Below are 19960 nucleotides of genomic sequence, written 5' to 3'. Positions count from 1 at the left end.
CGGGCCCGCCCCGCCTCCGAGGGCGGGGGCGGGGCAGGCCGGGGCGCCGCGCGGAGCCCCGGGCGGTCACCGGAGCGGCAGGGCTCCAGCGACCGAGGCCGGGACCGGCGCGAGACCGGCCGGCCGGGTGGTGAAGGTGCCCCGGCCCTGGGTCCGGCCGCGCAACCGGGACGCGTACCCGAAGAGCTCGGCCAGCGGCACGGTCGCCGTGATCACCGCGGTCCCGGCCTCGGCCGTGGACCCCTGGACCCGGCCGCGGCGGGCCGCGAGATCACCCAGGACGCCGCCTACGCCGTCCTGCGGAACCGTCACCGTGACCTCGACGAGCGGTTCCAGGAGCTCCATCGCGCTCCGGCGCAGGGCCTCGCGCAGCCCGAACCGGCCCGCCGCGCGGAAGGCCATCTCCGAGGAGTCCTTGGAGTGGGTCGCCCCGTCGGTGAGCGTGACCCGCAGCCCCGTCACCGGGAACCCGCCGATCGGGCCCTCGGCGAGCGCATCCCGGCAGCCGGCCTCGACGGCCCGCGCGTACTCCTGCGGAACGCGGCCGCCGACGACCGTCGAGCGGAACTCGAAGGTCGCCTCCGCCAGCGGCTCGACATCGAGGACGACATGGGCGAACTGGCCCGCACCACCGTCCTGCTTGACGTGCCGGTGGACCAGGCCGCTCACCCCGCGCACGACGGTCTCCCGGTACGAGACCTGCGGCCGGCCGACAGCGACCTCCACCCCGTGGCCGCTGCGGAGCTTCTCCACCGCGACCTCCAGATGCAGCTCGCCCAACCCCGACAGCACGGTCTGGCCGGTTTCCGCGTCCGACCGCACCACCAGCGAGGGATCCTCCTCGGCCAGCCGCGCCAGGGCCGCCGAAAGCCGGCCGGTGTCGGTGCTGCGACGCGCCTCGACCGCCACGGACACCACCGGATCGGCCACCGAGGGCGGCTCCAGGACCAGCGGGGCCCCCGGCGCGCACAGGGTCGTGCCCGCCCGGGCCGCCTTCAGCCCGACCACGGCGACGATGTCACCGGCCACCGCCGCCTCCCGTTCCTCGTGCCGGTCCGCCTGGACCCGCAGGATCCGCCCCACCCGCTCCGTACGGCCCGTGGCGGCGTCCAGTACGGTCGCGCCCTTGCGCAGGGTGCCCGCGTAGACCCGTAGGTAGGTGAGCCGCCCGGTCGCCGTCGCCGTCACCTTGAAGGCGAGCGCCGCGAACGGCTCCGCCGGATCGGGGGACCGCTCCTGATCCACGCCGTCGGCCGTGCCCCGTACGGGCGGCATGTCGGCGGGCGAGGGCAGGTACGCCAGGACGGCGTCCAGCAGGGGCTCGATCCCGCGGTTGCGGTACGCCGAGCCGCACAGCACGACCAGCCCCTCCCCGCGCAGGGTCAGCTCCCGCAGGGCGCGCACCAGGGTCCGCTCCGACAGCTCCGCGGTGGCGCAGAACTCCTCCAGCGCCTCCGGGTGCAGCCCCGCCACCGTCTCCTCGAGGAGACGGCGCCGCTGCCGCGCCTCCTGGAGCAGCGGCTCGGGCACGGGCCCCTCCTCGTAGGTGTCGGCGCCGGCGTGCCAGTGCAGCGAGCGCATCCGCAGCAGGTCGACGACGCCGCGGAAGGAGTCCTGCGCGCCGATGGGCAGCTGTACCACCAGGGGTACGGCGCCCAGGCGCTCGCGCAGGGAGGCGACGGCCGTGTCGAGGTCGGCGCCCGCCCGGTCCAGCTTGTTGACGAACGCGATCCGCGGCACTCCGTGCCGGTCGGCCTGCCGCCACACCGTCTCGCTCTGCGGCTCGACACCGGCGACGGCGTCGAACACCGCGACCGCCCCGTCCAGGACGCGCAGGGAGCGCTCGACCTCGTCGGAGAAGTCGACGTGGCCCGGGGTGTCGATCAGGTTGACGCGGTGTCCGCCCCAGGTGCAGCTGACGGCCGCGGCGAAGATGGTGATGCCGCGGTCGCGTTCCTGGGCGTCGAAGTCGGTGACGGTCGTTCCGTCGTGAACCTCGCCCCGCTTGTGGATGGCACCGGTCGCGAACAGGACGCGTTCGGTGATGGTGGTCTTGCCGGCGTCGACGTGGGCGAGGATGCCCAGATTGCGGACGGCGGTGGGGGAGGCGGTGGTGGTGAGGGGTCGACCGTTGGCGCGCATGGCCCGGGCCTTTCGACAGAAATGCAGAGCAAGAAGAGGGCAGCGCGATCCCCGGACCCTTCCCCGTCCGTCCCCGGGCAGCCGCAGCGCCGCCGCCCGGCCCGGAAGCGATCAGGGCAGGGGCGTACGGGGAAGCGGGAGGGGACGGGACGGGACGCCAGGAGTGCCGAGGAGCAGTACCTAGGAGTGGGTCACGGGCATACGGTGACGGCCGCGCAGCCGGCACCGCACGCTGCGAGACACCGGGATCACGTCGTACCGGGACGGGGGAGCCCAGGGTGCGGTGCGGTGTGTGCACATGGCGCGGCTCCCCTTCTCTTCGCTCGGCATGAGGCGCGCGCCGCTCTGTCGGCAGTGCGCACGGCGAGTCTAGGGAGCGGCGTTCCCCGGGGCAGCTGATTTATCGGGCACGTGATTCATTCGGTCCCGGCGGCGACCGGCAGGCGCGCCGGTAGCCCGCGCCGGGCCCTGCGCCGGGATACGAGGCCGTCGACGCTCCACGCGTGCCGGTCCGTGGTGGACAGCGCGAGCATGCCGGCGCACAGCAGGAAGACGCCGTACCGGAACTGCTCGGCAGCGGGCAGCGAGAGGGTCATCGAGACTCCGAAGGCGAACAGCAGGCCCGCCGAGCCCAGTGCGGTGTACCGAAGGCGTATCCCGAGCAGGAGCGAGAGTGCGAGGGCGGTCTCGGCGACGGTGGCCAGCACCGCCAGGAGGGGCGCCAGGCCGGTCGGGAGGAACGAGCTCACGTCCCGGGTGTACGCCACGAAGTGCGCGAAGTCCCCCCAGGGGGAGCCCGGGGTTCCGGGCGGGCCGAAGGCGCCGAAGCGGTCGCCGACCGACAGGAGGAAGTCGGCGGCCATCAGGAACCGGACGGGCACGGCCAGCCACGGCCACCGGCCGTGCAGTGCGGCGAATCCGCCGAGCACGGCCATCACCGTGATGCCGAAGGTGTCCGGACGGTGTCCGACGGACCAGATCAACTGCACGAGAAGGGCAGCCCACAGGGCTGCGAAGGCATAGCGCTTCACAGGGTTCTCCATACGCGGATCGCGGAATGAGCGGGAGGGGAGGGGAGGGGAGGGGAGGGGAGGGGAGGGGAGGGGCAGGGCAGGCGTCAGGGGGCCCTCAGGCGATGTCGAGGCGGCCGCGCAGCCGACGCAGGACCATCGGCCGTACTGCTCGCCGAGAGGCCGCAACGCGGGCCGCAGCAGCCGCGTGCCGGGGAAGCGGAATCCGCCGAGGAAGGTCAGCACCGCGCGGTGCTCCGGGGTCAGCCGGTCGAGTACGTCGCGGATGTCGGCGGCCAGCTGCGGATCGCCGGGCGCGGGCGGGTCGGCGAGCCGTCCGACGTAGGGCGCCGGCATCGCCAGTAGCTCCTGCATCGCGATCACGTCACCGGCCTGAGCGGCGCGGACCAGGGTGCCGAGGCGTGCGGGATCGGTGCGGGAGGGTTCGGTGCGTGCGGGATCGGTGCGGGGCGTCGGCTCCGCAGCCGTGGAAGGTCTTGTCATCGTCACGACCTACGGGTGGTTCTCATGGGGCCTCCGTCCGAGGTGCCGGCGCTGTCACACAGGAGAGGAACCCGTCGGCCCGAACGTTCCCTGTGACCCCCGTCACAGCCCCGGAAGGGCAGGTTCCCCCTGGCTGAAAACTGCCGGGGCGGGGCCGGGAAGCGCCGGAGCGGTGCCAGGCGGCGCCGGGCGGCCCGACGGGGCCCGGGGCGGAAGGGGTCAAGTGGTGGGGCAGGTGTGGCGCGACTGGTTGCGCATACGAAGACTTACGGCGCGGAGTGGTCGGCCTTCAGGGGATCGACCCAGGATTGGCTTGACCGATGTACTGCGGCAACGTAAATTCGAGCTCAACAACCTGTGGAACTGAAGGAGGCGAAGTCGGATGTTCACCATCTCCGAGCTGCTTCGCCTCGCTCACCAGGTCGCCTGGGCTCCGGGTCGTGTCGCACACGGCTGCTGAACAGCCCCCCTCCCGGTGTGCCCTTTTTTGTGGCCCCGGGCATCTTTGCGTCTCCACCACCGCTTAGGCACGTCGTTGCGCCCTGTTTTGTTGCGCTCCGGGTTCTCGAGCTGAGTCACCGAAATAGAAAGCTCCTGAAATGGCTACTAAGATAGTCCGATCCACTGTGCGTCGAAATGAGGACGTGCCATGGTAGCGGCGCGCATCACGGTCAATGGAAAAGAAACGCCGATTGCACCGGCGTCCCCCCACGCCACGGTGCTGGATTTCCTGCGCGACCGCGGCCTGACCGGCACCAAGGAGGGCTGCGCCGAGGGTGAGTGCGGCGCCTGCTCGATCATGGTGGCCCGTCCCGGCGTGAACAAGCCGACCGACTGGGTGGCGGTCAACGCCTGCCTGGTCCCGGTCGCCTCGCTCGACGGCCAGGAGGTCATCACCTCCGAAGGCCTCGCCACCGTCGACGAAACCGGCAAGCCGACCGAGCTGCACCCCGTACAGCAGGAGATGGCCGTCCGCGGCGGCTCCCAGTGCGGCTACTGCACCCCGGGCTTCATCTGCAGCATGGCCTCCGAGTACTACCGGCCGGACCGCTGCGCACACGAGGAGCCGGCGGACCACGCCGACCCCGAGCACGGTCCGAACGGCTTCGACCTGCACTCGCTGAGCGGAAACCTGTGCCGTTGCACCGGCTACCGCCCGATCCGCGATGCCGCGTACGCCGTCGGTTCCCCCGAAGAGGACGACGTCCTGGCGCAGCGCCGCGACGAGGCCCCGCCGGCTCCGGCCGAGACGCAGTACACGCAGGACGACAGCACCTTCGTGCGCCCCGCCACCCTGGCCGAGGCCGCGCAGCTGCTCCGCGAGCGGCCCGACGCGCAGATCGTCGCCGGCAGCACCGACTGGGGTGTGGAGGTGAACATCCGCTCCCGCCGCGCGAAGTACGTGATCGCGGTCGACCGCCTGCCCGAGCTGCGTGAGCTGCGCGTCGAGTCCGACCACGTCCTGATCGGTGCGGCGCAGACCCTCACCGAGATCGAGCGCCGCCTCGACGGCAGCGTTCCGCTGCTGGCGGAGCTGTTCCCGCAGTTCGCCTCCCGGCTCATCCGCAACAGCGCCACCCTCGGTGGCAACCTGGGTACCGGCTCTCCCATCGGTGACAGCCCGCCGGTGCTGCTGGCGCTCGAGGCCTCGCTGGTGCTGGCCGACGCCGACGGCGAGCGCGAGGTGCCCCTCGCGGACTACTTCACCGGCTACCGCCAGAGCGTGCGCCGTCCCGGCGAGCTGATCCGCGCCGTGCGCGTTCCGCTGCCGCTGTCGACGGTCACCGGCTTCCACAAGATCGCCAAGCGGCGCTTCGACGACATCTCCAGCGTCGCGGTCGCTTTCGCGCTCGACATCGAGGACGGCATCGTCCGCAAGGCCCGCATCGGTCTGGGCGGCGTGGCCGCCACCCCGATCCGCGCCCTGTCCACCGAGGCCGCCCTGGAGGGCAAGCCGTGGACGCGGGAGACCGCCGAGGCCGCGGCCCGCGAGCTGCGGGGTGAGGGCACGCCGATGAGCGATCACCGCGCCAGCGCCCTCTACCGCTCCGCGATGCTGGGCCAGAGCCTGCTGAAGCTGCACGCTGAAACCACCGAGGCGGTGTCGTCATGAGTCATCTGTCAGAGCTCCCCGAAAAGCCTGTCGTCGGCATCTCCATGCCGCACGAGAGCGCCACCCTGCACGTCACCGGCACCGCGCTGTACACCGACGACCTGGTCTACCGGACCAAGGACGTGCTGCACGCCTACCCGGTCCAGGTCATGAAGGCCCACGGCCGGATCACCGCCCTGCGCACCGAGCCCGCGCTCGCCGTGCCCGGCGTGGTCCGCGTGCTGACCGGCGCCGACGTGCCCGGCGTCAACGACGCCGGCATCAAGCACGACGAGCCGCTCTTCCCCGACCACGTGATGTTCTACGGTCACGCGGTCGCCTGGGTGCTCGGTGAGACCCTGGAAGCGGCCCGCCTCGGTGCGGAGGCCGTGGAGGTGGAGCTCGAAGAGCTGCCCTCCATCATCACCGTGAAGGAGGCGATCGCGGCCGAGAGCTTCCACGGCGCCCGCCCCCTGATGGTGGCCGGCGACATCGACGCCGGCTTCGCCGACTCCGCGCACGTGTTCACCGGCGAGTTCCAGTTCTCCGACCAGGAGCACTTCTACCTCGAGACGCACGCCGCGCTGGCCCTCTTCGACGAGAACGGGCAGCTGTTCATCCAGAGCAGCACCCAGCACCCCTCGGAGACCCAGGAGATCGTCGCGCACGTCCTCGGCCTGCACAGCCACGAGGTCACCGTGCAGTGCCTGCGGATGGGCGGCGGCTTCGGCGGCAAGGAGATGCAGCCGCACGGGTTCGCGGCCGTCGCCGCGCTCGGTGCCCTGCTGACCGGCCGGCCCGTCCGCGTCCGGCTCAACCGGACGCAGGACCTGACGATGTCGGGCAAGCGCCACGGCTTCCATGCCTCGTGGAAGATCGGCTTCGACGCCGAGGGCCGCATCCAGGCCCTGGACGCCACCCTGACCGGGGACGGCGGCTGGAGCCTGGACCTGTCCGAGCCGGTTGTCGCCCGTGCGCTCTGCCACATCGACAACACCTACTGGATCCCCAACGCCCGGGTCGCCGGCCGCATCGCCAAGACCAACAAGACCTCCAACACCGCGTTCCGCGGCTTCGGCGGTCCGCAGGGCATGCTGGTGATCGAGGACATCCTGGGCCGGTGCGCACCGCTCCTCGACCTGGACCCGTCCGAGCTGCGGGAACGCAACTTCTACCAGCCCGGCCAGGGCCAGTCGACGCCGTACGGGCAGCCGGTCCCCCAGGCCGAGCGGATCTCCGCCATCTGGGACCAGGTCCACGCCGACGCCGGCATCGCCGACCGCAAGCGCGAGATCGCGGCCTTCAACGCCGCGCACCCGAACACCAAGCGGGCGCTCGCGATCAGCGGGATCAAGTTCGGCATCTCCTTCAACCTCACGGCCTTCAACCAGGCCGGCGCCCTCGTGCTGATCTACAAGGACGGCTCCGTCCTGATCACGCACGGCGGCACCGAAATGGGCCAGGGCCTGCACACCAAGATGCTGCAGGTGGCCGCGACGGCCCTGGGCATCCCGCTGAACAAGGTGCGCCTCGCCCCGACGCGGACGGACAAGGTGCCCAACACCTCCGCCACCGCGGCGAGCTCCGGCGCGGACCTGAACGGCGCGGCGGTGAAGAACGCCTGTGAGCAGCTCACTGAGCGGCTGCGTCAGGTGGCCGGCACCCTGCTCGGCGGAAACGCCTCGGACGTGCGCATCGTCGAGGGCGTCGCACGGGTCCTCGGCAGCGACAAGGAACTGGCCTGGGACGACCTGGTGCGCGCCGCGTACTTCCAGCGCGTCCAGCTCTCGGCGGCCGGTTTCTACCGCACCGAGGGGCTGCACTGGGACGCGAAGGCGTTCCACGGCTCCCCGTTCAAGTACTTCTCCTACGGCGCTGCCGCGACCGAGGTGGAAGTGGACGGCTTCACCGGCAAGTACCGCATCCGCCGGGTGGACATCGTCCACGACGTCGGCGACAGCCTCTCCCCGATGATCGACATCGGTCAGGTCGAGGGCGGCTTCGTGCAGGGCGCGGGCTGGCTGACCCTGGAGGACATGCGCTGGGACGCCACCGACGGCCCGAACCGCGGTCGACTGCTGACGCAGGCGGCGAGCACCTACAAGCTCCCGAGCTTCTCGGAGATGCCCGAGGAGTTCAACGTCACGCTGATGCAGAACGCCCACGAAGAGGGCGCCGTGTTCGGCTCCAAGGCCGTGGGTGAGCCTCCGCTGATGCTGGCCTTCTCGGTGCGAGAGGCGCTGCGCCAGGCAGCCGGCGCGTTCGGGCCGAGCGGGATCAGCGTGGAACTGGCCGCGCCGGCGACGCCGGAAGCGGTGTACTGGGCGATCGAAGAGGTCCGCCGCAGCGCCGCCGACCAGAACGCTCACGCCGACAACGGTGTGGTCCGCACCGACGCAGCAGCGTTGAGCGGTGTCTGACATGACCTGGATCGCCGCGGTCGCGCGGTTGCGGGCACGTCGGGAGTCCGGCGTGCTGGTGACCGTCGCGACCGTGCGCGGCCATGCCCCGCGCGACGCCGGTGCGAAGCTGGTGGTGGGGCAGGGCGAGACCTGGGGCTCGATCGGCGGAGGCAACGTCGAGGCCGTCGCGATCGACCGGGCCCGGGAGATGATCGAAGCGGGCAAGGCCGAGCCGGAACTGATGGATTTCGCCCTGAACGACAAAGTGACCAACCAGCACGGCGTGCAGTGCTGCGGCGGAACGGTCTCGGTACTGCTCGAGCCCCTGCCGGTGGTACGGGCCGTGGCGGTGTTCGGCATAGGACACGTCGGTCTGGAACTGGCGCGCATCCTGGCGCGTCAGGACCTCGATCTCCACCTGATCGACACCCGCGCCGACATGCTCACCAAGGAGCGGCTGGATGTGCTCTCGGACGCGGTGGCGCAGGTGCACGTGCACCACACGCCGCTGCTGCCCGAGGAGGTGCTGGAGGAGCTGCCGCGCGGCACCCACATCCTGATCATGACCCATGACCACGCCGAGGACGCCGCCCTGTGCGACGCCGCTCTGCGCACGACCCATCTCGGCTCCATCGGGCTGATCGGGTCGGCGGCCAAGTGGGTCAGGTTCCGTAAGCGCCTGTCCACCGAGGGCGGTCACGACGACGCCACCATCGATCGGATCAAGACCCCGATCGGGCTGGCCGACATCACCGGCAAGGAGCCCGCGACGATCGCCGTGAGCGTCGCCGGCGACCTGCTGCGCACCTTCGAAGCCGAGGGTGACTGCTGACCGGTCCGCCCGGATCACACAAGGGTGCCCCGCATGCGTTGGCTCGCATGCGGGGCACCCTTTTGGCGTCGGTACGGCACCGGGATCCCGGCATCGGTGCCGGTGTCGGTCTCGGCACCGGGATCCCGAAGGCACAAAAAAGGGGGGCTGCCACGAGGCAGCCCCCCATCCGCTCGTACGAGCGGTCGTCAGTAGTCGATGCGGTCCGTCTTGGCGACCCACGCGTCGAACGGCGCGTTGCGGTTCGGCATCTCGATCCGCTCGATCTTCACCGGCCACTGCTCCGAGGGGCGGGTCTCGAAGAGGTCGTAGAACTTGCGGTCGTCGAAGCCGGCCACCGCGGCGTCGTCGCGGTCGGCGGCGAAGATGATCCGGTCGACGCGCGCCCACAGCGCCGAGGAGAGACACATCGGGCAGGGCTCGCACGAGGTGACCAGGACGCAGCCTTCGAGCGAGAAGCTGCCCAGCTTCTGACAGGCGGCGCGGATCGCGGTTACCTCGCCGTGCGCCGTCGGGTCCAGGTTCGACGTCACGTTGTTGTTCCCGATCGCGACGATTTCGCCGTCCTTCGCGATCAGTGCGCCGAACGGACCGCCACCGTTCAGGACACTGGTGGTGGCAAGGCCGATGGCCTCGTCCATCCAGGTGCGCTCGAGCTCCTGGATGCTCTTCTCCTGGGTGTGCGCGGTCATGGTCTCTCCTCTATAACAAACGGTGGGGACTCCCCGAATGCTCTGCCCGTGCGGAGTCCCGCAGGGGCAGAGCGCTCGGGGCAACAAGCGGGGATCCGTGGGTGCCGCCTCGGGCTCGGCCCGGTCGGCGGCATTCGCGGGAGATCGGCCCGACAGGGCGCCGACAGCGCGTTCCGGTGACGTCGAGGCGAGGGCGGAGGGAGTCTGGATGGTCATCAGGAAACCTCCACTGTCCCTTCAAGGTCTCGTTCACGCGCTGTTAATCCGGATAAGCGCAAGTACATCCGTCCCGACCCGCCGGGGAAAGTCACCGAAACGCTAAAGGAATTGCCTGGTCAGCTGGCCCCTCTTGTAGAGTCGCACGAAAGGCGGGATCCCGCTCTGCTCCCCGTCGAACTGGGGCAACCCCGTGCAGGGTTGCCCTGCGGGGCCTGTGGCCGTGTGCCAAAACGGACGAGTCGGGGTATCGAATCCCGCCACCGTGGCGGGAAACATCGCAAGTGCGAACTTTTTATTGGGTGATCGCACCGACACGCTCAGTCGCGAAGGAAGGCCGCCGCGGTCGCCGCGAACAGGTCGGGATCGTCGATCCACGGGTAGTGGCCCCCTCCAGGTTGCACCACGAGGGTGGCGTCGGGGAACACGTCCGCGAACGCGGCCGCCGCCGCCGGCGGGCTGTTCAGGTCGAACTCCCCGGTGAGCAGCAGGACGGGGGCCCCGCAGGCGGAGAGCGCCGCTCGGGTGGCCTCCGGGGTGAAGGCGCCCTCGGCGGCGAAGAGGGCGGCGGCTTGTGGATTCTCCGGCTGGCTGGACTTGAAGTGCTGCTGTGCCGCGGCGTCCCATCGGCCGCAGAAGAAGGGTGCGACCGCTTCCCAGTCGCTGCCCGTGCCCTCGGTGATCGCCTGCAGGGCGGCGAAGGCCGTCGGGAACCACGGCTCGTCGCGCCGGAGCCGTGCGGCTTCCCGCCGCGCCTCCGCCGGGACCGTCACGCCGACGGCCCGGCCCCCGGGGCCGATCAGGGCGAGCCTGCTGATCCTCTGCGGATACCGGGCCGCGTACTGCGCCGCGATGTTCGTACCGGCGGAGTGGCCCAGCAGGTCCATCAGGGGGAGGCCGAGGTGCTCGCGCAGTGCCTCCACGTCGTCGACCAGTCGGTCGCAGCGGTAGGAGGAGGGGTCGTCGGGAACCGCGGACCGGCCGGTGCCGCGAAGGTCCAGCACGATCAGCCGGCGGTGCGCGGACAGGCCGCCGAGGTCGCCGAGGTACTGGGAGTCCGCGGGGCCTCCGGGGATGCAGACGACGGGGTCGCCGTGGCCGGTCACGCGGTACGAGAGCTGGGTGCCGTCAGGGGCGGAGAAGGTGGGCATGGCCTGGATCCTGCCACGCATAACCGGGTTGTACAACCAGGTTATGCAGGGAGGTGTCGTGGTGTATAACGGGGTTATGGCTGGCGAAGAGAGCGTGCACCGGATCTCCGGGACCCTGACCGAAGAACAGGCCCGGCGGATGCTCGCCGGAATGAACGAGGTGATCCGCGCGGGCGAGGAGATGCGGAAGCTCCGCGCCGAAATGATCAAGGTGTTCGCGGATCTCGGCTGGACCCAGGAGCGCATCGCGCAACTCACCGACATGAGCCAGCCGGCCGTGTCCAAGCAGATGGCGAAGTACCGGACCGAGGACCCGCAGCCTCCGATGGGGCTCTCCCTCGACCAGTCGGACGTCCCCTGGCTCGAAGGACGGCTGTGGGGCCTGGCCGAGGAGCTCTCGGAGACCTTCCGCGAGAGCGCGGCCTGCACCGACTGGGTCAGCGCGCTCGCCCGGGGGAAGAAGCGGTTCTCACCGCAGACCGTCGACGCGTTGCGACGCCTCGTCGAAGAGGACCTGCGGCGGCACCGGGCAGAACTGCCCGGTGGCCATCAGGCCGCGTACGACCGGATCGGCCGCGGTCTCGACCTTCCCCCGAAAGGCGGCGCCACCCCGTCCGGGTCCGCGTCCGTACGCCGCTCCATCGCCCACCGGATGCAGCGCGACGCACTGGGCGGTGCCTGAGCCGGAGGGCTGTCAGGCACCCGGCAGGGCCGGCGGCTCCAGGTCGTCCAGGATCAGCTGGAACGGACGCCGCAGGGCCACGGCCGCGGGCCGGGGATCCTCGTGGGCGTAGGCGGCCAGCTCGGTGCGGGCCCCGGTCACCGCGTCCCGGGGGTCCGCTCCGCCCAGCGTCTGCCCGATGGCCCGCACGGTGGCGGACACCACGACGGGCAGCCGGTCCGTGGAGCGGGCCAGGACGGGGGCGAGGTCCTCCCTCCCGGTGAACACGGCCACCTCCCGGGCCAGGGTCGACACGTGGACGGCAAGGGCGTCGGCGGTGGCGACGGCCCGGGCCAGCAGCCGTACGGCATCGCGGTCGCGCCGGTGCAGGGGATTGAAGCGGATGGCCTGCTCGGCCTGCCGGGCCCGGGCGGCCGCGGCCCGTACCGCCTCGGTGTGGGAGCCCACGAGCGTCAGGTTGTCGCGCGCGGCGGCCGGATCGGTGCCCAGGACCGCCACCGTGCCCCTGAGGGCGTGTACGAGGTGCGTACGGCAGTCGTCGGCGATGCGCGACAGCACGCGGACCGGGTCGGCGGGCCACAGCAGCGGGGCCAGCAGGACCGTGACCACCGCCCCGGCCCCGGTCTCCCAGACCCGGTGGAAGGCGTAGGAGTCGGGTGAGTCGCTCGCGAAGACCAGCAGGGAGGAGGCCGCCACCTGGATGTTGAGCCCTCCACCGGCCCGCAGGGCCATGCCCAGGCCCAGGCCCAGGGCCACCACCAGGGCCAGTGCGGCGGTCGAGAGGTGCAGTACGGCCAGGACCGCCATCCCCAGCAGCACCCCGGCGACCACGCCCAGCACCCGCTGCAGCGAGGCCCCCACGGCGGTCATGGGATCGCTGCGAAGGGCGACCAGGGGAACGATCGCCGCGTAGACCGGCGGCTGGTCGGCGCCCAGCCACAGCGCGACCTGCCAGGCGACGGCGACGGTGACCACGATGCGCGCGGCCGCGGGGCCCTCCGCGGACACGATCTCGCGGACCCGGTCGGCGCGTCGTGGCCGGACGGGTTCCACGCTGCCGCTCATCCGCGTTTCTTCCCTCTTCCTCGTTCCGCTGCCGGGCGCGGCGCGGCCAACGAGGACAGCCTGCGACCGCCGAAGGGTCCGCCACCCCCATTACGCCGAGGAGCGGCATGTCACGGCCGGGCCGTCACCGCACTCGGTGACGGCCCCCGCGCTGCCTCCGTGCTGCCCGCCGGGTCAGGAACGCGACAGCGCGCCGCAGCCCGTCGCCGTACCGTCGGCGAGCGTTCCCGTGCGGTCGTACGGGTCCACCGGCGTTCCGGACGGGGTGGGCCCGGTGGGCGCGTCATCGTCGAAACGCGGGTGGAAGAAGCCGTCGTTGAGCTCACAGGCGCTGTTGCCGATGCTCCGGTTGGTCGCCGCGACCCACAGGGTGCCGGCGGTCGTCTCCCACTTGCGGGGGTCGACGATGGAGAAGGTGATCTCGCGCCGCACGATGGTCCGTGCGACCTGCTCCGAACCCGGCTTCGCCTTCACGAGCGGGTAGACGAAGGTGTAGTCCGCCTTCACCTCCACCTGACCGGCCTTGCTGCCGGCTTCCGCCCACATCCGGCCGCGGACCTTGACCACGTCACCCACGAGCTTCAGCTGGGCGGGGTCGACCCGGCTGAAGAGGGTGAGCGGGTCCTTCTTCTCCGACGGGTGGCTCAGACCCTCCTCGACATCGGCCATGTACTCGTCCATCTTCGGATCGAGCAGCGCCAGAGCCGCCGTCGGCCGCGCCCCGGACAGGGTCGCGCGGTCCAGGTTGGCGGCTACGAGGAACTGCTTGGCCTTCTCCAGCGTGGCGGCGACCTTGTCCTTGGACACGGCGCCGACGGCCTGTGCCTCCGGAACCTCGATCCCGGCCGCCCCGTCGGCCCACTGCACGGCGGGGGATCCCTTGAAGGGCTCCCGGAGCGTCGGCTGGTCGGGGTACACCACGGAGGGCGCACTGGTCGGCGCCACGGTCTCCGCGGGCAGCGGCTGCCGGGACTTGGCGTCCTGCGCGGCCTTGCCGGTCACCTTGTCGATGACCAGCTCGGGCCGGATGGCTATCAGGGCGAGGGCCGCGACGAAGACGATGGCCGCCGTGGCCTTGAGCCGCCGCTTGGTCTTCCCCCGCCCCTGCATCTCCTGCCAGGCGGGACCCGTCCGCCAGCCGGGCGGCTCGGCCGGGGCGCGGCCCCGGCGCTTCTTCGCCGCCTTGGCACGCTGCTCCTCCTCGCGGCGCAGCCGCTCGGTGACCATCCGGGCCCGGGCGGAAGGCTCCTTGGGGGCTTCCCCCGCGCCCGACGCGGCGTCCTCCATGAACCGGGCCCAGTCCTCTTCGGAGACGGTCGGTCCGCCGCTGTCTTCGTGGTTGTCGTTCTTTCCCATGTTCCCCACCCCTGGATCAACCGGCCGGACAGCCCGGCGGGGGTCCCCCGGACCATGTCCGGGAAACCCCCGCCTTCGGAACTCGGTTCACTCGACGAAGCAGCCCGCGATGTCCGCGAGCAGGTCGACGGTACCGCTGCCGCCGCAGAAGTTGACCTTGGGGTGGTCGCAGTGGCACGGTCCCCCCGCCCCCGGGCTACTCCGGAGCCGGCCAGACGTAGCGGATGTCCGGCTCCTGCTCCTCGTTGCGCAGCCCGTCGGTCCGCTCGACCGCGACGAAGCCGTGCCGCTCGTAGAAGCGCTGCGCCGCCCCGTTGACCTGGAAGGTCCACAACTCCAGCCCGTTCGGCCGCTGTTGCTTGGCCAGGGCGATGAACCGGTCACCCAGCCCTCGGCCGCGCCACGAGGGGGCGAGGTAGAGCTGCTCCAGATCCCCGCCGTCGAGCACCAACAGCCCCGCCACGGCGCCCTGCACGAGGGCCACCCAGGTCTCGCGCTCGGGCACGACCACGAAGCGGAACCAGTCCCGCACCGCGTCGTCGTCGTGCGCGCGGCGCACGCTCGGCAGCGCGGCGGAGAAGGAGCGCAGCCATACGTCGGCCAGCTCGATGGCGTCGGAGTCCTCCGCACGCCGGAGTACAAGATCATCACTGTTCACGGTGCGGAGGATCGCAGACGCCGGCCGGGCTTCGCTAGCGAATAAGCCCGAAGGCGGCGGCCGCGACGGCCGTGCCCACGGCCGTGCCCACGACGACCTGGGCGGCGGTGTGGTCCCTCAGCTCCACCCGGGACCAGCCGACGGCCGCGACCAGCGGACAGGCCAGGAGCGCCCAGGACCCGTAGGTCATGGCGAGCATGGCGACGCTTCCGCCGGACACGGCCGCGTGCACGCTGATCTTCCAGACCGGGGTCACCGCGAGGAGGGCCGCGAGGGTGGCCAGCATGGCCGCGATCAGCGCGATCATGGCCCGCGGGGCGCCGAAGGTCCACAGCAGCAGGATGCCGGTGGTCACCGAGCCGATGACGAAGGCCAGCACGATGATGCGCTGGTGCCGCTGCCCGGCGTGCCGGTCGGTCCATCGGCCCCGGCGGATGCCGTGCTTGATGAAGGCCAGCGGAATGACCGCGGCGAACAGGCAGCCGAGGAGCCCCCATCCGATCCCGGCGAGGCGTCCGGTGTGCCATCCGATGAGGAGGGTGTCGGCGATGATCCAGGTCTTGGGGTCGAGCCCGTCGGTGAGCAGGCGTGCGGTCCGGGATTCGCCGGGCAGGGTGGTGGTGGTCGTCACGCCGTGGTCTCCCGCGTGGTCGAGTGGAGGAAGTCGTCGGCCAGCGGGGAGTGGTAGACCCGGGCGAGCTGGATGAGCCTGTGCACCTCGGTGGTGAAGTCGAGGTCGTCGATCCCGTCGGTGCCGGGCTTGCGCGTGCTCGCGACGGGCGGGGCGCCGCGCCCCTTGGTCTCGCGCGCCGCCCGGATCCAGAGGGCTTCGGCCGCCGGGCTGGTATCGGGGTCGAATCCCGCCTGCCGCGCGGCGGTTCGCGCCCGCTCGCGGATCTCGCCGGCGGCGTAGGCGTCCAGGGCCAGGGCCGCGTCGCGGATCTCGATCACCCGCCGGTACAGCCGCAGGCGGGGGCCGCGCAGCAGCCCGGCCTTGAGGACGATGTCGGGGGTGACGGCGGTGAGGTCCTGCCAGAGCGGCTGGAGCCGGCGGTGGTGACGGCCGTCCTGGACGGTCCGCCAGGCCACGCCGAAGGCGGGGATGCTGCTTCCGACGAGGATGAAGCCGATCGCCACGTACTTCAGGGCATCGGTTGCGTTGTCGACCGGCACGTCGCTGCTGCCGTCGGTGAGGCCCGCGAGGCGACTGGTCATGTACCCGGCCCGTACCAGGGTGTAGAGGACTCCGACGGCGGTTCCGATGCCCATGAGGCGTACGCCGGTCCGGAGCCATCGGGCACTGGCGTGCCGCGCGCTGCCCCAGAAGAGCCAGGTGGCGGTGGCCATGGCGATGCCGAGGTAGACGACGAAGACGAGGTAGTAGACGGTGGCCCAGCCGTGGCCCGCGTGCTCCTCGAAGAAGTCGGTCGCTTCGCGGGGGCGCGGGACGAGGAAGACGAAGAGCACCGCCATGACCGTCATCGCGGTCAGGGCCGCGTAGTGGCGGGCCCGCAGCCGGCGGCCGGTCTCCGGCCGGGCGATGGCGACGACGAATTCGACGACCGCGCCGGCCGCGATCATGCCCAGCCAGTGTTTGACGAGGGTGGAGAGGTTGTTGACCCCCGCCCGGGCGTCCAGGCCGATTATCACGCCGGGGAGGCGGAGGGTCATGGAGAGGGTCAGGGCGGCGAACGCCGTCCACAGAGCCCGCTGCTTGGCGGTTCGGACGGCTGAGGGGAGGCGCCAGACGGTCACCGTCCACAGCATGATCAAGACGGCGATCTCGAGATGTTTCACTTCACGACCAAGTGTTTCGAACGGGGTGCCCGAGGGCGTCATGGAGGCGCGCGAGACGGTCCTCGGCCTCGCTGGAGGTCGACTGCGTCGTATAGCGGCCGGCGCGTTCGTGGATGAGCGTGGCCAGGGTCTCGGCCTGTCGCTCCTGCGGGCTGGCGAACTTGCTCCGCCCCATGAGGTGCGCCAGGCGCTCGATGTCGAGGCCGAGTTCCTCGTCGATCGATTCGCTCGTGCGGGCCATGCTCCTGATCCGGGCCGCCTCGGCGCGGATCACCGAAGCCACCGGGAGTTCGGGCCCGTCAAGGCCGGAGACGGCCGTCTGGGTACGGGTCAGGAGGCGCTGGAAGTGCTCGGAGGCACGGGCGATCTCGAGCTCCGACGGCTGCTGCGGCACGTCGAGCTCGGGGGCGACGTGGCCGAGCAGCATGTGGGAGATCTCGTGGAGGACGATCTGCACCTTGAGGATCTCGGCCGCGACGGCGTCGTAGAAGACGAGGTCGGCGACCTCCAGTCCGAGCCAGATCCCGCACGGCAGGGCCGGGTCGGGCGGACCGTCGAGAGGCAGCAGGATCAGCGGCCGGCCCCGCTGCTCGGCTATGCCCGCGCAGAAGACCTCGAGGTCGAACGGCTGGGGGATGACGAGCTGGTCCGCGACGGCGGCGCACTGCGCATCGGCACGCTTCCACCACCGCATAGCCGTCCTTCCCGCGCGTGGGCTCCCACCGGCGTGAGGCTCAACAGGCCGTGTCTTGCGGCCGCTTCGCACTCCCGATCGGTTTTGAGAGTAACGGGAAGCGCGCGTGTGGCCGACAGGGGCCGTACCGACCGGCCGAAAGACCCTTGTTCGTACAGACCGTGTGACTGATTCGCGCCTCAGGTCTCCTTGCGCCGGCGACGGCGCGGCTTCACGTCCGGCAGCCCTTCGGCCTTCCGGAGCTGCTTGATCAGGCCGGTGACGGACCGCATGGACCCGGCGGACAGCCCGCTGAGGCGGAAGGCCGCGGCCTTGACCTCCTCGTCCTCGAGGACCTGGGCGAACTCGTCGGCGGCCGCCGCCCTGCCCATCTCCTCGCGCAGCCGCGTGATCCGCTCCTCGATCCGCTGCTCGATCGCTTCGGCGTTCTCGCCGTCGGCGAGGTATCCGACGGTGACGCCGAAGAAGTTGGCGATCGCGCGGATCGAGTCGATACCGGGGTTCGGGTTGTTGTTCAGCCGGATGGTCTGGACCGTGCCGTGCGAAACGGAGGGGCCGGTCAGCTTCTTCGTGCCGTCGGCGATCTCTTGGTACGTGTACGGGCCGCGGCCCGCCGGGTGGATCGTCTCGATCAAGAAGCCGAGGCGGTCGCCCATGGTGTCTCGGCGGCCGGTGGGGGTTTCCTCACCCATCACCGTCACTGCTCCTGTCTACTGCCGGATCTCGTAGTTCACTGCTGAACCACCACCCTCATTGTCTACCGAACTAGATGGATGCCGCCACACTGTCCAACGAATTGCGTCTACCCGGCTAGCGGGCGTCCGCGAAAGTGACCCACGCCACGCCGCCGCATGATTACCCAGCAGTTCCCTTGACAGGGCCCGTGCCCGGCGACGTATCTTCATTCAGCCATCTAGCCCACTAGATGAAGTGGCACTCACCTGCTCGACGGTTCACGTCTAGCGGGCTGAATGCCGAAGCTGATGGGCGAGACGGACACGGGGGAGAGGCGGTCACGGTGCCTTCGCGGCACCGGGCCTCCTCGGCAAGGCCGTTGCCCGGGGGTGCGATGCCCCCGAGACGGCGAAACGCCTCCCCGACGGGGGGTGGCACGGTTCGCCGGGAGTCCACCCCTCCCGGCCGCGGGCTGAGGTACGGGGGTCCTCAGCCCGCGGCCGGCGAAGGCCCGCCTGTGGGGCCGGTGTGCCGACGGGGCCGGTGCGCCGCGCACGGGGCGGCGGGCCGGTGCCGTGCTGGCGGGGCGGAGCGGTGCTGCCGTGGAGCGATCCCGTGGTGGAGCGGTGCCGTGGTGGAGCGGTGGTCAGTACTCCGTCGTCAGGGCGAGCTGGCGGTCGCGGTCCTGTCTCAGGAGCTGCGGGATGGCGCCGCTCGGTGCCACGTCCAGCTCCGACACGAGGAGCTCCCGGTAGAGGCGGTACCGGCGGTGGGCGTCGGCCACCTCGCCGACGGAGAGGCACGACTGGATGGCGATGCGCCGAGGGCCCTCCCGCAGGGGGTCGGCCTGGGCCGCCGCGTCGGCCAGTTCGAGTGCCGCGGAGTGCTGCCGGTGCCGCAGGAACGTTTCGGCAAGCCGCTCCAGCGTTTGGACGCGCTGCAGCTTCCACTTCTCCTGGAACGGCACGAGCCAGTCGTGGTCCCAGCTGTACAGGAGCGGGTGGCGGAGCAGACTCCACGCGTGCGGCGGACTGTCGCCCCGCACCGCCCCGCCGGCCCGCGATACGGCGGAGACCAGAGCGGACACCGTCCGGTAGTCCACCTCCACCTCGTCGGCCAGGGTGATCATGGTGTTCGAGGCCCGCACCACGGCTCCGGCCGTGGCCTGGTTCAACCGCCACAAAGTTTGGCGTAATCGCGCCCCCGCTCGGGCGGGTGGGACGTCGGGCCACAGCCGGGCGGCGAGTTCGCCGCGCCCCATCGGGCGGTCGCTGAGCACCAGGGCCGCCACGAGGCGCTGCTGGATGTCGCTGAGATCGGCGACCCGCTGGTCCGTGCGGCAGACAAAGCCTGGCAACAGCGATATGTGCACGATGCCGGAGCCTGTGGGATTCATCGCACCTCTCGGTTCGTCCGACGGGTCGTTGGCCCGCCGACTGGGTGTGTCGTTGATGTCTCCGGTGCCGATATCCCCGTGCAATTCACATGAGCTTCACAAGTGCTGTGGTATGAGCGTGAGGCACGGCATGGAGACCGTCAACACCCCCGAGTGGCCGGTTCAAGCCGCTCTGAACTCCCCCCCGAACCACGGCTCGTCCGCGCGCGTATGTCCCGGTGCCCCTTCCCGCACAACCCACATTCGTGGGGTTGTTTCGCCGATCCGCCGCGAGCAGTCTCGGTGCATCCCCGATCGATCGGAACTGCGAAAGGTGGAAGACATGTCCTTCAACTCCCTGGAGGCACTCCGTGCCGCCGGCGTCATCGGCGGCACCATGGCGCCCGCGCTCGAAGAGTTCTACTCGAGCTTGACTGCCGAGGAGACCCACGTCCTCATCTCCACCAAGACCCGCCTCGCGGCGATCCTCCCCGACGTGGCCGCGCACTCCCAGGAGTGGTCCTCGCCCGAGGCCACGAAGGAGGGCTTCGACGCCGCGATGCTGTGTGCCTGCGGCGTCTGGTCCGGATCCGGCAACGCGGCTCAGTAGCAAGACA

The 19960-nt window shown here is 71.1% G+C and carries 17 protein-coding genes; 5 read left to right on the top strand and 12 right to left on the bottom strand.

Going from position 1 to position 19960, the window contains the following annotated elements; translation table 11 throughout:
- Positions 1–66: 66 nt before the first annotated feature.
- Entirely contained in the window at positions 67–2142 is a 2076-nt protein-coding gene (fusA, locus tag OG490_RS02810; RefSeq protein ID WP_330294673.1) for an elongation factor G, read from the bottom strand.
- A gap of 416 nt (positions 2143–2558) precedes the next feature.
- On the bottom strand, positions 2559–3656 hold the full coding sequence (locus OG490_RS02805) for a DoxX family protein (RefSeq protein ID WP_330294672.1): 1098 nt from the start codon (positions 3654–3656) through the stop codon (positions 2559–2561).
- Positions 3657–4305: 649 nt separating this feature from the next.
- Here OG490_RS02805 and OG490_RS02800 point away from each other — a divergent pair.
- From OG490_RS02800 to xdhC, 3 genes are read left to right on the top strand one after another with little or no spacing between them, the layout of a single operon-like run.
- On the top strand, positions 4306–5769 hold the full coding sequence (locus tag OG490_RS02800; protein WP_330294671.1) for a xanthine dehydrogenase small subunit: 1464 nt from the start codon (positions 4306–4308) through the stop codon (positions 5767–5769).
- Positions 5766–8168: a xanthine dehydrogenase molybdopterin binding subunit gene (gene xdhB, locus OG490_RS02795; RefSeq protein ID WP_330294670.1), complete on the top strand. Its 2403-nt coding sequence runs from the start codon at positions 5766–5768 to the stop codon at positions 8166–8168. Before OG490_RS02800 ends, xdhB begins: the two co-directional genes overlap by 4 nt.
- A gap of 1 nt (position 8169) precedes the next feature.
- Positions 8170–8982, top strand: a complete 813-nt coding sequence (gene xdhC / locus OG490_RS02790) for a xanthine dehydrogenase accessory protein XdhC (protein WP_330300749.1) — start codon at positions 8170–8172, stop codon at positions 8980–8982.
- A 188-nt stretch (positions 8983–9170) separates the two neighbouring features.
- On the opposite strand, the gene OG490_RS02785 is transcribed toward xdhC, so the two are convergent.
- Together OG490_RS02785 and OG490_RS02780 are read right to left on the bottom strand one after the other, a co-directional pair.
- Positions 9171–9674, bottom strand: a complete 504-nt coding sequence (locus OG490_RS02785) for a nucleoside deaminase (protein WP_330294669.1) — start codon at positions 9672–9674, stop codon at positions 9171–9173.
- 536 nt (positions 9675–10210) lie between these two features.
- Positions 10211–11041 (bottom strand): alpha/beta fold hydrolase, encoded by an 831-nt coding sequence (locus OG490_RS02780; protein ID WP_330294668.1) that lies wholly within the window; start codon positions 11039–11041, stop codon positions 10211–10213.
- A 76-nt stretch (positions 11042–11117) separates the two neighbouring features.
- Here OG490_RS02780 and OG490_RS02775 point away from each other — a divergent pair, with 76 nt between their 5' ends.
- On the top strand, positions 11118–11723 hold the full coding sequence (locus OG490_RS02775; RefSeq protein WP_330294667.1) for a sigma-70 family RNA polymerase sigma factor: 606 nt from the start codon (positions 11118–11120) through the stop codon (positions 11721–11723).
- 12 nt (positions 11724–11735) lie between these two features.
- On the opposite strand, the gene OG490_RS02770 is transcribed toward OG490_RS02775, so the two are convergent.
- From OG490_RS02770 to OG490_RS02735, 8 genes are all read right to left on the bottom strand, one after another.
- Positions 11736–12788 carry an FUSC family protein gene (locus OG490_RS02770; RefSeq protein ID WP_330294666.1) on the bottom strand — a complete coding sequence of 351 codons (1053 nt, stop codon included), beginning with the start codon at positions 12786–12788 and terminating at the stop codon, positions 11736–11738.
- A 174-nt stretch (positions 12789–12962) separates the two neighbouring features.
- Positions 12963–14144 carry a hypothetical protein gene (locus OG490_RS02765; protein ID WP_330294665.1) on the bottom strand — a complete coding sequence of 394 codons (1182 nt, stop codon included), beginning with the start codon at positions 14142–14144 and terminating at the stop codon, positions 12963–12965.
- A gap of 196 nt (positions 14145–14340) precedes the next feature.
- The gene (locus tag OG490_RS02760) at positions 14341–14802 is read right to left on the bottom strand and encodes a GNAT family N-acetyltransferase (protein ID WP_330294664.1); all 462 of its coding nucleotides are present in this window, start codon (positions 14800–14802) and stop codon (positions 14341–14343) included.
- A 34-nt stretch (positions 14803–14836) separates the two neighbouring features.
- Entirely contained in the window at positions 14837–15433 is a 597-nt protein-coding gene (locus tag OG490_RS02755) for a hypothetical protein (protein WP_330294663.1), read from the bottom strand.
- Entirely contained in the window at positions 15430–16599 is a 1170-nt protein-coding gene (locus OG490_RS02750) for an MAB_1171c family putative transporter (protein ID WP_330294662.1), read from the bottom strand. The genes OG490_RS02755 and OG490_RS02750 overlap by 4 nt, the downstream gene beginning before the upstream one ends.
- Before the next feature lies 1 nt (position 16600).
- A complete protein-coding gene (locus OG490_RS02745; RefSeq protein ID WP_330294661.1) occupies positions 16601–17293 on the bottom strand; it encodes a hypothetical protein in 693 nt (230 codons plus the stop codon).
- A gap of 179 nt (positions 17294–17472) precedes the next feature.
- On the bottom strand, positions 17473–17985 hold the full coding sequence (locus OG490_RS02740; RefSeq protein ID WP_330294660.1) for an XRE family transcriptional regulator: 513 nt from the start codon (positions 17983–17985) through the stop codon (positions 17473–17475).
- 629 nt (positions 17986–18614) lie between these two features.
- Positions 18615–19364: an AfsR/SARP family transcriptional regulator gene (locus OG490_RS02735; protein WP_330294659.1), complete on the bottom strand. Its 750-nt coding sequence runs from the start codon at positions 19362–19364 to the stop codon at positions 18615–18617.
- Between the two features lie 322 nt (positions 19365–19686).
- Here OG490_RS02735 and OG490_RS02730 point away from each other — a divergent pair, with 322 nt between their 5' ends.
- Positions 19687–19953 carry a StsA-related sactipeptide RiPP gene (locus OG490_RS02730; RefSeq protein WP_330294658.1) on the top strand — a complete coding sequence of 89 codons (267 nt, stop codon included), beginning with the start codon at positions 19687–19689 and terminating at the stop codon, positions 19951–19953.
- The last annotated feature ends 7 nt before the right edge of the window (positions 19954–19960 follow it).

Origin of the sequence: Streptomyces sp. NBC_00503 (genome assembly GCF_036346895.1) — a bacterium.
Classification (GTDB): domain Bacteria; phylum Actinomycetota; class Actinomycetes; order Streptomycetales; family Streptomycetaceae; genus Streptomyces.
The sequence above is the reverse complement of the archived record's forward strand: the minus strand, read 5'-3'. Positions and strand labels throughout refer to the sequence as shown.